Source organism: Pseudomonas vranovensis, assembly GCF_040438935.1.
GTDB lineage: Bacteria > Pseudomonadota > Gammaproteobacteria > Pseudomonadales > Pseudomonadaceae > Aquipseudomonas > Aquipseudomonas vranovensis.
On the sequence record NZ_CP159259.1, the window covers coordinates 2353866 to 2366293 of the forward strand.

Below are 12428 nucleotides of genomic sequence, written 5' to 3' on the forward strand. Positions count from 1 at the left end.
TACCTCGATTCTTTGCAGGAGGGGAAGGCGCTATGCACCCTCCCCCGAACATCGTCAGCGCACGCCCCGCCCGGCCATTGCGGCAGGTGAGAATTCAGCAGGTTTGTAGCGATCGACTGAGGCGTACTGCTGCGCTTTGCCGGTGTAAACGTTTTGGATGAACCAGGCACCGGACACCAGGTCGTAGAAGCCCGAAGACAACTGGGCCACCGCCGGCAGGTCTGGCATCACCGCAGGCAGCGACCACAGGGTCTTGGCCAACTGGCCATTGGCGTCCCAGCGGTCACCGAGCATGGCTTGCCAAGTGTCCTCGTCGAGGTAGTACCGCCCTTTGGGCAACTGATGTCGCTTTCCGGGTGCAAGTTCGGCGTCCACCACCCACACGCGATGGAGCTCCCAGCGCACCTGGTCGGGGTTCAGGTGATGTTTGTCGAACAGGTCTTCCGGCTTGGCGGCAGCCTGGACCTTGTTGGTGTTGTAAGGGATGTACATCTCCTGCTTGCCCACCAACTTCCAGCTGAAGCGGTCCAGGCGACCCTGGAACACACTCAGCTCATCGAACGACATCACCCCGGCGGTCGCCGGCGTAGGGGTGTCGCAGCAGGCGTTGGGCAGCTTGCGCACACGTCGTTGGCCGGTCAGGTAGACGTGGGCCTGAGACTTGTCGCCATTGAGGTTGGTACGCCCCATGATCTGCTCGCCTGCACGTAATGGCGGGCCAACGTTGAGCAGGCGGAACAGCCAATAGTCACCGTCGAAGCTGGCGGCGTTACCATCCTTGTAGTAATAGGGCATCTCCTGCACCGCTTTGCCGTCAGTGGTGAGTACTTGGGCGCCATCGGCGGTCATCAGGTAATGCCGGAAATCCATCGCCAGTGACGTACCGCGCCAGTTGAGGATGTGGTTCCACATCGCCTCTGTGCCGTCTTTCGGGATCGGGAACGGAATACCGCCGTAGGCACCTTCAGGTACAAGGCCCGCACTGCTTTGCACCAGCTTGGCATGCTTGGCATTGTTCAAGGTGTTGTCGTACACCCATTGCGGGGCTGCAGCGCTACGACGCGTTGGATAGACGTCGATGCGATAGGTGTCCGGGTAACGCTTGAACATGGCTTTTGTGCCGTCGCTGAGCTTGGCCGCGTACTGGTCCATGTTCGTGCTGGTGATGCTGAACAGCGGTTTGTCAGCGGCAAACGGATCGCTGCGTTTGCCACCCTCTTTGAACGAGGGGTCGACCTTGGTGTAGCCGCCGTCCCAGGCCGGGATGCTGCCGTCGGCGTTACCGGCGCGCTCAGCGCCCAGCGGCGTCAATTGCTTGCCCAGATCATCCGGGCCTGCGGCTTGCACGGGTTGCAAACTGAGCGCGGCGGTGCCGAGCAGGGCCACACAAAAGTGCTTGAGTGAGAAAGGAATGTTCATGCACGCGTCCCCTCAGAATGTTGTTTTGACGGAGAAGGCCAGGTAGTCCCGGTCTTTCAGTGATTGCTTGAAAGTAAACTGGCTGGCGGCGTTGAGGTTGGTGTCCTCTGGGCCGTAGTAGTGGGTGTAGGTCAGGCCGAAGGTGACTCGGTCCAGGTAGGTGGCATTCAGGCCAATGTTGAAATCGCCACCGCGGTCCGGGCCGAAGCTGCTGATCACCGCCGATTTGCCCATGGGGAAGTAGCTGACGCCCACCGGCACACTGAGGTCGATGCCCGGGAATATCTGCCGGTAGGTCGGGCTGTACACCAGCTTGATACCAACGCCGTCGTCGGTAGCGCTAGGGTCCAGCGCGGCACGGTTCTTGGTGACACTGAGCAAGCGGTTCCAGGCGATTTCGCCGACCAGGCTAGCCTCGTTGGCGATGAACGAAGGGCCCAGCGACGCCAGCATATTCAGGTTCAGGTGCGCCGTGCGGCCCACGGCATAAAGCGGATGGTCGTCATTGTCGGCAACCATGCCCGGCGTAACGGTCTGGCCGTTGGAAACCAATGGCATGTTCCAGCGCATGGAGGCTTCACCGGCGAAGCTGTACTCATCCAGCGTGGTGGCAAAGCTTGCACCCAGTGCACGGATCTCTTCGGGATAGACCCAGTAGTATTCGCCGATCTGGCCAGTGGCAAAGTTCGGTCCGGTAGCGCTCGGCTTCAAGTACAGCTTGGGGGATTTATCGTGGTACTGGATGGCGTAGAGGCCGTACTCAACATTGTCGGCGGTGTAGCGCAACTGTAGGCCGCCCTGACCCGAGCTCTTGGCTTCTTTGTCGTTGCCATGGAAAAAGGCTGCCGGGCTGCCGGGGTTTCCGCCCAGAAATGGCGGGAACGGTGCGCCGACGATCAGTCGCTCGTTGCCTTCGCCAATGGTGTCGCTGACCGAAAAATAGCTGCCAGCCCCCGGCAAACGGGTTTCTTCCCATTCGAACTGGTAGTAGGCGCCGACTGACAAGGCATCGGTCAGTTGATAGGTGGTCGACAGCTGGCTGACCGGCCGGGTGATTTCCTTGAACTGGGTGTTGGGTACCGACACCGCCTTGACCACGTCTACCGGTGCCATGCCGCCGGCGATACCGTTGGCGCCGAAGAACAAACTTTCACCCCAGATCAGCCCGTGGCGGCCCAGGCGCACCGAGAGCGCCCGGTCGGCCAGATCGCCGTTCCAGTAGACAAAGGCATCCAGCAGTTCGCCGTCGCCGCCGTGCAGGTGGCGGGTATCGTCGGTGAATTCGTCATAGGCAACTGAACGCTGGTTGGCCCGCGTCGGGTCATTGTTGTCGTTGTCTTTCTGGTATTCGGTATCGAACCAGCCCGCGCCACTGATCCGCGCGCCGTATTCGCGGTAGCCAATGTCCAGTTCAGAGAGTACATCCAGGCGGTTGGAGATCAGGCCCTTGTCGAAGTTGCGGTCGCCATCGTCCTGGTTCAACGACACCTGGTCGCTGCTGAGCTTGCTGCTTTGATCCTTCAGGCGCCAGGCAGAGCTGTACTTGAGCGTGTTGTCCCAACGCAGACTGAGGTCAGGGTTGTCGGTCTGCACTTCAAACGCCTGGGCACATGGAAGACCGCAGACCAAGGCAGTGGCGAGCGTCATAGTAAAAGGCGCACGCCGCGCTGCGGCGATGGAGCGAATAGCCATCGAACGAACCCTCTTTTATTGTTTTTGTTGGCAATTTTTTTGACACCACGGCCGGACAAGGCGGCCCGGGGTCGATGCGATCGACCTGCCGAGGTGAAGCCAGCTGGCGGGATAGACCAGACGACGGGCACAGGTTGACCTCAGTGCAGGGCGCTGACTAATCGCTTGTTGGGATGTGACCTATCGGCAATCGCGATACTTGGGGCCAAGTATTGAATCGTGCGGTAGCGATGGTCCGAGGGGGAAGCATGCCCGCGCAATGGTGCGAAGGCAGCCTGGAAGGTTGGTAGCGGAAGGGCTGGGCCGGTGGCCGGTCGTGTTACTTCAGGAACAGGTTGGTCGCCGAGCTAATGAAGATCCTTTTCACCACACTCAGGGTTTCTCTGGGTCGTAGTCGTTGACGTGGGAGACCTGGGTGTTCAAGCGTCCAAGCAAGTTGATCAAGGTATCGACTTCGGCTGACGAGAGGCCACTCAGCAAGCGACGCTCACGCTCAAGCGCAACCATCAAGACCCGGTTGTATAACTGCTTACCGCTCTCGGTAAGCGAAACGGTGTAGCGCCTTCCGTCAGCAGGATCTACTTCCGTACGAACTCGCCCTGCAACCTCCAGCGTCTGTAGAGAGCGGCTCACAGCACTTTTGTCGAGACCGATCACCTGGCAGATACGATTCGCCGTAATCCCGCTTTCCACTGCCAGCATGGACAGCATCCTCCACTCCACAACGCCAATCCCGAAGTGTTTTCGATAGCACTGCGAAGCCCCTGAGGAGAGTTTGTTCGACAAAAAATTCAGCAGCGCGGGCACATAGCGGGCGAGGTCTAGCTGGGGGGCAGTGGACATCGAAAGCACACCTTCAATCGGTCTTGAAAAAATATAGTTGACACCGCAACTAATTGATCCGAGGATTTACTCAACCGATAGCTGGGGCCAGCTCAGCATGATATGCCGTCCCAGCACCTCACAAAAATAATTATCAGGTAGAGCCATGAAGACCCGCCACCGACTCGCTTCCCGCGGGCCTGGCTGCAAGCCAGAGCTGCCGCCATTCGCGCCAGGCTGACCTCCTCCCGGTCGATCTTTTACCTGTGAATTTTCAGTAGCCACTTGAATGTGGAGGGATGAGTCATGTTTGAAGTCAACGTCAGCCGCAAGGCAAACGAAGCAGAAGGTGTTTGCAGCTTTGAATTGAGCCCCTTGGATGGTGGATCCCTTCCGCCCTTTGAAGCCGGTGCCCACATCGATGTGCATGTACCAGGCGGGTTCACTCGCCAGTACTCGCTGTGCAATGACCCACGAGAGTGTAATCGCTATCTCATCAGTGTCCTGAGGGAGCCCAGCTCCCGCGGTGGCTCGGCGGCAATGCACTCAGCTGTAGAGCAAGGTCAAACGCTGACGATCAGTGCGCCACGCAATCTGTTCCAGCTCGACCACAGCGCTGAGCGCCACCTGCTGTTTGCCGGAGGCATTGGTATTACCCCAATCCTCGCCATGGCTTATGAGCTTTCACATCGCAGCCTGGAGTTCGAGCTTCATTACTGCTTCCGCTCCAGCGACCGTGCAGCATTCGTCAACGCACTTGCTCATGCGCCGTTCGCGGACCGCATCACATTCCACGATGACAGCGGCGTGCAGCAGCAAAAACTGAATGCTGCCGCCATTCTCGATACGGTCGATCAAGGTTGCCATCTGTATGTGTGCGGCCCCACCGGTTTCATGAACCACATTCTGGAAACCGGCGAGGCTGCCGGCTGGCCGCAAGCGCGCATGCATCGAGAGTTCTTTGCGGGACAGGTCAATGACCAGGGTTCAAACACGCCCTTCGAGGTAGCACTCGCTAGGAGTGGTAAAACCTTTGAGATTCCGGTCGACCGCAGCGTATTCGATGTGTTGGACGAAGCGGGAATCGAAGTTCAAACATCCTGCGAACAAGGCGTGTGTGGGACATGCGTGACACGCGTGCTGGAGGGTATCCCGGATCACAGGGATCAATTCATGACCGCCGATGAACACGCCAGGAATGATTGCTTCACGCCGTGCTGCTCCCGGGCAAAGTCACATCGACTCGTACTTGACCTCTGATCTCAAACAAACACATACACTGCAACGGAGACACCCATGACTGCATCTCCCCTTCAGTCACTCGCCCAGGATATTTCGCCCGCCAAGCCTTCCACATTCCCGCTCAACCAATGGTATGTGGCTGCGTTGGGCTGGGAACTCAAGGATCGTCCCGTTGGCCGAACCTTGCTGAACAAATCAGTCGTACTGTTCCGCACAGCGGATGGCAAGGTGGCGGCACTCGAAGACCGATGCTGTCACAGGGCGCTACCGCTGTCCGATGGAACACTTGAAACCGGTGGTCTTCGCTGCGGCTATCACGGCCTCTTGTTCAATGGAGCCGGTAAATGCATCGAGATCCCTGGCCAGGAAAAAATACCAAGCAAAGCAAAAGTGGCAACCTTTCACGTGATTGAAAAAGACCAGATTGTCTGGATCTGGTTTGGCAGCCCCGAACACCCTGAGCCTATCGATGAACCGCCTGCCTACGATGTTCACAGTAGCGGGGATTATCTTTTTGATGGCGATGTGTATCACTACGACGCGCCCTATCAGCTCATACACGACAACTTGATGGATTTGAGCCATTTGGGCTATGTCCATCTACGCACCATTGGCGGCAACGCCAGCGTTCACATGAATGCCAACATGACGGTAGAAAGTGACGACCATTCGGTTCGCGTTGTTCGACACATGCCTGACTCTGCCCCACCGCCAACCTATGTTGCCGCCTACCCATTCAAAGGCACTGTCGATCGGTGGCAGGAAATTGAGTTTCATATCAGCCACTTGCGCATTTGGACCGGTGCTGTAAATGCCGGAACCGAGCCCTTGGACAATCCGCAGCGGGGCGGCTTCCACATGCGCGGTTTCCACGGTGTAACCCCGGAAACCGAGACCACTAGCCACTACTTCTGGACCATTGCCACCAACCCGGAAAGCAATCACGAAGAAGTAAAAGCGAAAGTAGTCGAGCAAACGATGATGACATTCGACGAGGACAAAGTTGTTATCGAATCTCAGTACAAGAATATGCGTCGATTCGGTGAACGGCAGATGATTGATATTCATGTTGACGTCGGTGCCAACAGGGCCCGCCGGATCATAGAAAGGCTTTGTCACTCCACCCGTTGAGTGCACGGTGCATTTATATCGTGCGGGTATCTATGCACTCTTTTTACACGCAACACCTGCAACACCGTCCACGCGGCGGTATATGACGCACTCTGCATCAGAGTGAAACGTGTTCAATGACAATTACAATAGAGCGAGACATGGCTATGTCTGAAAATCGTGGTGTTGTGTATCTCGGTGCCGGCAAGGTAGAGGTACAAAAAATTGACTACCCTAAGATGCAGGATCCTCGCGGCAAGAAGATCGAGCACGGGGTGATCCTCAAAGTGGTGTCCACGAATATCTGCGGCTCCGACCAGCACATGGTTCGCGGCCGCACCACTGCCCAGGTCGGCTTGGTGCTGGGCCACGAGATCACCGGCGAAATCATCGAAAAAGGCCGCGATGTAGAGCATCTGCAAATCGGCGATCTGGTCTCGGTTCCGTTCAACGTCGCCTGCGGTCGCTGCCGCTCCTGCAAAGAAATGCACACAGGTGTGTGCCTCACCGTCAACCCAGCCCGCGCCGGGGGTGCCTACGGCTACGTCGACATGGGCGACTGGACGGGTGGCCAGGCCGAGTACGTGCTGGTGCCGTACGCCGACTTCAACTTGCTGAAATTGCCGAACCGCGACAAGGCCATGGAGAAGATCCGTGACCTGACTTGCCTCTCGGATATTCTGCCCACCGGCTACCACGGCGCCATCACCGCGGGTGTCGGCCCTGGCAGCACCGTTTATGTGGCCGGAGCCGGCCCTGTTGGTTTGGCAGCCGCTGCTTCGGCTCGCCTGCTGGGCGCGGCATGCGTCATCGTCGGTGACCTCAACCCGGCCCGCCTGGCCCACGCCAAGGCCCAGAGCTTCGAAGTCGTCGACCTGTCCAGGGACACTCCGCTGCACGAGCAGATCATCGATATCCTCGGTGAGCCGGAAGTGGACTGTGCCGTGGATGCCGTTGGCTTCGAGGCCCGCGGCCACGGCCATGAAGGCGCCAAGCACCAAGCCCCTGCCACCGTGCTCAACTCGCTGATGCAAGTGACCCGTGTCGCCGGCAAGATCGGCATCCCGGGCCTGTAAGTGACCGAAGACCCCGGGGCATCGGACGCCGCTGCCAAGATCGGTGCCCTGAGCATCCGCTTCGGCCTGGGCTGGGCCAAGTCGCACAGCTTCCACACCGGCCAGACTCCGGTGATGAAGTACAACCGCGCGCTCATGCAGGCGATCATGTGGGATCGCATCAACATTGCCGAAGTGGTCGGCGTACAGGTGATCAGCCTTGATCAAGCACCTGAAGGTTATGGAGAGTTCGATGCGGGAGTGCCGAAGAAGTTCGTGATCGACCCGCACAAAACTTTTAGTCACTAGTATGTAGCTCATTGAAGACCCAGGCATCCGCACTATCTGATTTCTGGGCTCACAATTCACGCGTTGCATGCGCCACTGATCCAGCAATTGAAATATTTAAAAATGGTTGCTAGATGAGTTCGGTCTCTCTTAGAAAAGTTAAATCTGGTTAAGCATAGAATGCCTTGGTGCCATGCACAGGCCGGGGATGTCTATCTTTCCGAGGGCAGTCCACTGATAGGCTGGAGGTGTCTATGGCGCCGGGGGCAGTCCAAGTCGCCTGGGATTGCAGGTGACCACCACTGGCAGTCAGAGGCTCACTTCAACTAGGATGGGTTTCGCCGAGCAAAACGTGTCTCAGCGCATAAGCCCCATCCATACCTTTAAAGCTAACGTGCCGCCCCATGACTGCTTTCTACCTCAAGTTACTCGTCACCCCCATGCTCATGCTGTTCATCTCATTGGCGGCCAAGCGCTGGGGCACTCAAATCGGAGGGCTTCTGTCTGGACTGCCCATCACCTCGGCGCTAGTCATGCTGTTTCTCAGTCTCGAGCAGGGTGCAGTATTCGCGTCAATGGCAGTACCTGGGGCATTGGCCGGGCTGGTAGCGATCCAGGCGACCTACTTGTTTTACTTCCTGATATCACAAAGAACATCAGCGTTCATTGGATGCGTTGCGGCCTTGGCGTTTTACGGAGCAATCGCCTTCGTGATGAGTCGTTTGGAAGGGATTGCACTGTCCATCATTGCGACGCTGCTCTTAATAGCCCTAATAATCATCGTCACGTCGAGGCAGATACCCGGAAGCGCAGCGGAATATGTCCCTGTGCCACGTTGGGTGATCCCAATGCGAATGTTGACGGCCACACTTCTGCTCTTGGCAATTACGGCAAGCGCCAAGTGGCTGGGGCCTGTGGTCAGTGGCTTGCTGGCACCGGTGCCGGTGATCGCCTGGCCTCTTGCGGTGTTCGCCCACGTCCAGGGCGGGCGCCACGAACTGGGTGCAATAGTACGAGGAAACGCCATTGGGGCTATCGGCGTCGTGGCCTTCTACCTAGCCGTCAAAATCTCGATTTTGCAATGGGGTGCTTCGCTGTCTATCACCACTGCCGTGGTGCTGGCTGTCGTGGCAACTTTCGTGTTGGCAAGGATGCTGGCTATACGGTAAGGGGTGCTCATAGCGGTGCCACGGCAACCTCTCTGAGGCTGCCATGTTGATGGGTATGCTGGCGATGATCAGGAGCGAACGCCGTTGGGTATAGGTACAACTTATACCCGGTATCCACAAGCCGTATTTCAGGCTCAGTGAAACGCTCTTTTAAGATGTCCGAACAACATCAATAAAAGAGCATTCCAATGTCTCACGAACCGAGCCCCTCCTCGCCTGCACTTGGCATCTATTCCTCTTCGTCCCCTTTACGAAATACGTGGTGGAGGTTGATGGACATCCGCATAGGTTTCGTACCACTTCCGATTCTGGTCATGCTTTCAGTGGTGCTAACCCTCACCGCGTCGCGCAGTGAACTGTCTTCACAACTATCGCCCATGATCGCGTTGCTGGGTATTTGCAGCTGTGTGTGCTTCGAGATTGGCAATCGCATTCCGCTGCTTCGGAGTATCGGCGGGCCGGTGATTATGGCGATGTTCCTGCCCTCCTACCTGGTCTTTGCCAAGATTCTTCCGGAGTCGGTGGTCATTCCCATTGTCACGTTCTGGAAAGCCACCAATTTTCTCTATTTGTTCATTCCTTGCATCATTGTCGGCAGCATCCTGAGCATGGATCGAACGATTCTGTTGGCCGGATTCTTCCGCCTGTTCGTGCCTCTGGCAGCCGGCTCCATCGCAGCCGGGCTGGTAGGCACCGCTGTCGGGGTCGCCTTGGGCATGGATGTTTTTCATACCGTGTTTTTTGTGGTTGTTCCGGTAATGTCCGGCGGTCTCGGTGAAGGGGTTATCCCGCTCACGGTTGGTTACTCCAGCATCCTGGGACAGCCTTATGGTGATCTGCTTGCTCACGCGATGCCCGCTGTGATGATGGGTAATGTATGCGCCATCGTGTTCTCGGCGTTGCTCAATACCGCCGGCAAACGCTGGCCGCAATACACAGGCAACGGTGTGCTGATGAAAAGTGCAGCGAGCAACTTGGAGCCCGGCAGCGCCGAAGCGCAGTCTTACAGCTTCGATGTGAAACACGTGGCCGCGGCAGGCATGGTCGCAGTATGCCTCTATGCCATTGGCATGTACGCCGAACACGCCTTTGGGCTGCCGGGCCCGGTGGTAATGCTGTTACTGGCGGTACTGGGCAAAGTTGCCTTTGTCTTCAGCCCGTCAATTGAGCAGGGGGCGGGGACTGTCTACCGCTTCTTTGCCACCGCCGTGACCTACCCATTGCTTTTCGCCATCGGCATCGTGGTAACACCCTGGCAGAAGGTTCAGGACGCCTTCAACTTCCCGACTGTCATGACCATCGTCGCGACCGTAGCGACGTTGATGACCGTGGCCTTTTTCGTCGGCCGCAAAGTCAACATGCACCCTATCGACGCGGCCATTGTCGTCGGCACCCACAGTGGAATGGGCGGCACCGGCGATGTGGCCATTCTGACGGCATCCAATCGAATGCAACTGATGCCATTTGCCCAGATCGCGACCCGCATAGGCGGTGCCATCACCATCTCGGGTGCACTGCTGGTGCTGTCCTGGATGTACTGATTTCGCCCCACCTTCGGCATGGCTTCTTTGAATTTGAATAACAAGGGAATCCAGATCCATGGATAACAAACATATACCTGCGCGTCCGTTGGATGGCATCACCGTGGTCAGCCTGGAGCACGCCATTGCTGCGCCGTTCTGTAGCCGCCAGTTGGCAGATTTAGGCGCTCGTGTGATCAAGATCGAACGACCGGCCGTTGGCGATTTCGCACGAGCCTATGACACCCGCACGAATGGTTTGGCGTCGCATTTTGTGTGGGCAAACCGATCCAAGGAAAGCTTGGCTTTGGATGTAAAAAAACCGGGGGGCGATGTGGTGCTCGAGACGTTGCTGGCAAAGGCCGACGTGCTGATCCAGAACCTTGCGCCCGGCGCTGCAGCGCGCATGGGCCTGTCGTTCCAGGCGTTACACGAACGCTATCCGCAGTTGATCGTCTGCGATATCTCGGGGTACGGCGCAGGCGGGCCGTACGAGCATAAAAAGGCATATGACCTGCTGATTCAGAGTGAGGGAGGTTTTCTTTCTGTAACCGGAGGGGCTGGTGAGGATGAACTGGCCAAAGCCGGTTGTTCCATCGCCGATATCTCGGCGGGTATGTATGCGTACAGCGGCATTCTTTCCGCGTTGTTGCTGCGCGGCAAAACCGGGCAAGGCAGTCACGTTGAAGTCAGCATGCTGGAAAGCCTTGTCGAATGGATGGGCTATCCTTTGTACTATGCCTATGAAGGTGCACCTCCCCCGCCCCGCGCAGGCGCCGCACACTCGACCATCTACCCTTATGGGCCCTTCCCGGTCAGTGACGGTGAGGTCGTCATGCTCGGCTTACAGAACGAACGTGAATGGGCGCTGTTCTGCCAGTGCGTGCTGGAGCAACCGCATTTACTGGAAGATGAACGCTTCAATTCCAACACGCAACGGTCCACCCATCGCCAGGCGCTGCGGCAAATTATCGTTGGAGCGTTCGACAGGCTGGGTACCGCCGAAGTCATCGCCCGACTAGATGCGGCGCCTATCGCCAATGCCAAGGTCAATGACATGCAAGCGGTGTGGCAGCATCCGCAACTCCAGGCACGCCAGCGCTGGGTACAAGTGGGAAGTCCAAACGGCAACTTGCCGGCCCTCCTCCCACCCGCAGCGAACAGTGCGTTCACCCCACGCATGGATCCGATCCCCAGCCTGGGAGAGCACAACGAGACAATACTCGCCGAGCTTGGATATTCGCATGGGGCCATCGATGATCTGAAGGCTGAGGGGGCAATATGAAGAAGAGCGAAATGACTTCGGTAAAAAGTGCATTGTTCGTTCCTGGGAGTCGCCCCGAGCGTTTCAGTAAAGCCATTGCCACGGGCGCGGACCGTATCATTGTCGACTTCGAGGACGCCGTAGAGGAAGGGCTCAAGCGTCAAGCCAGGCACAATTTGCAAGCGTGGCTTGAGATACACCCGACAGCCCGACTGTTAGTGCGCATCAACGCATTCGACCATCCTGAGTTTTGCGCAGACCTGAACTTCTGTAATGCGCACCCTGGGGTGGATGCCGTCATATTGCCAAAGGCCGAGAGCCGCGATCAGGTCGAGCAGGTAACGGCTCATGGCAAGCGAGTCTGGCCGCTGATTGAAAGCGCCAGGGGAATAGAAGCACTCACCGAGATCGCCCAGGCTACGAACGTCGAACGCCTGACCTTTGGCGCACTGGATATGGGCCTGGATCTGGGTCTGCGCAGCGGCACCGCTGCAGCAACGCGAATATTCGATCAGGTACGCTACCAATTGCTCTTGCATAGCACCCTCGCCTCCCTGGCACGACCGGTGGAAACCGTTTATCCCATCATCGACGACCCGCAGGGGCTAGAAGTGTTTGCTGGTAGCGCGCTGCAGATGGGCTTTGGCGGCATGCTGTGCATTCACCCCAACCAAGTATCTGTTGCCAATCGAATTTTCAGTCCAACAGATGACGAAATCGCATGGGCGCGTAAAGTATCGGCCGCAGCGCAGGAGAACGGCGGTGCATTCCGGCTGGATGGGCGGATGATCGATGCTCCAGTACTGGCGCAAGCACGCAGGTTGCTCAACGCTGTACCCTAGCTGTT

Annotated in this window: 9 protein-coding genes and 1 pseudogene; 7 read left to right on the forward strand and 3 right to left on the reverse strand. The window is 57.6% G+C overall.

The window, feature by feature from the left end; translation table 11 throughout:
- Window positions 1–54 precede the first annotated feature (54 nt).
- The 3 genes from ABVN19_RS10780 to ABVN19_RS10790 all read right to left on the reverse strand — a co-directional run bounded on the left by ABVN19_RS10780 (window position 55) and on the right by ABVN19_RS10790 (window position 3954).
- The gene (locus tag ABVN19_RS10780) at window positions 55–1419 is read right to left on the reverse strand and encodes a DUF1329 domain-containing protein (RefSeq protein ID WP_105642464.1); all 1365 of its coding nucleotides are present in this window, start codon (window positions 1417–1419) and stop codon (window positions 55–57) included.
- Between the two features lie 12 nt (window positions 1420–1431).
- Window positions 1432–3111 (reverse strand): DUF1302 domain-containing protein, encoded by a 1680-nt coding sequence (locus ABVN19_RS10785; protein WP_105642465.1) that lies wholly within the window; start codon window positions 3109–3111, stop codon window positions 1432–1434.
- Window positions 3112–3483: 372 nt separating this feature from the next.
- Window positions 3484–3954 carry a MarR family winged helix-turn-helix transcriptional regulator gene (locus tag ABVN19_RS10790; RefSeq protein WP_105642466.1) on the reverse strand — a complete coding sequence of 157 codons (471 nt, stop codon included), beginning with the start codon at window positions 3952–3954 and terminating at the stop codon, window positions 3484–3486.
- 285 nt (window positions 3955–4239) lie between these two features.
- On the opposite strand from ABVN19_RS10790, the gene ABVN19_RS10795 reads away from it, so the two are divergent.
- The 7 genes and pseudogenes from ABVN19_RS10795 to ABVN19_RS10825 all read left to right on the forward strand — a co-directional run bounded on the left by ABVN19_RS10795 (window position 4240) and on the right by ABVN19_RS10825 (window position 12423).
- Window positions 4240–5193, forward strand: coding sequence for a PDR/VanB family oxidoreductase (locus ABVN19_RS10795; RefSeq protein ID WP_105642467.1), 954 nt, complete (start codon window positions 4240–4242; stop codon window positions 5191–5193).
- A 36-nt stretch (window positions 5194–5229) separates the two neighbouring features.
- A complete protein-coding gene (locus ABVN19_RS10800) occupies window positions 5230–6306 on the forward strand; it encodes an aromatic ring-hydroxylating dioxygenase subunit alpha (protein WP_105642468.1) in 1077 nt (358 codons plus the stop codon).
- A 146-nt stretch (window positions 6307–6452) separates the two neighbouring features.
- Window positions 6453–7649, forward strand: a pseudogene (fdhA, locus tag ABVN19_RS10805) (formaldehyde dehydrogenase, glutathione-independent).
- 383 nt (window positions 7650–8032) lie between these two features.
- Window positions 8033–8797, forward strand: a complete 765-nt coding sequence (locus tag ABVN19_RS10810; RefSeq protein WP_177431079.1) for a hypothetical protein — start codon at window positions 8033–8035, stop codon at window positions 8795–8797.
- 272 nt (window positions 8798–9069) lie between these two features.
- Window positions 9070–10338 carry a 2-hydroxycarboxylate transporter family protein gene (locus ABVN19_RS10815; protein ID WP_218274691.1) on the forward strand — a complete coding sequence of 423 codons (1269 nt, stop codon included), beginning with the start codon at window positions 9070–9072 and terminating at the stop codon, window positions 10336–10338.
- Window positions 10339–10396: 58 nt separating this feature from the next.
- Window positions 10397–11602 (forward strand): CaiB/BaiF CoA-transferase family protein, encoded by a 1206-nt coding sequence (locus tag ABVN19_RS10820; protein ID WP_105642470.1) that lies wholly within the window; start codon window positions 10397–10399, stop codon window positions 11600–11602.
- On the forward strand, window positions 11599–12423 hold the full coding sequence (locus ABVN19_RS10825) for a CoA ester lyase (RefSeq protein ID WP_256585920.1): 825 nt from the start codon (window positions 11599–11601) through the stop codon (window positions 12421–12423). The genes ABVN19_RS10820 and ABVN19_RS10825 overlap by 4 nt, the downstream gene beginning before the upstream one ends.
- The last annotated feature ends 5 nt before the right edge of the window (window positions 12424–12428 follow it).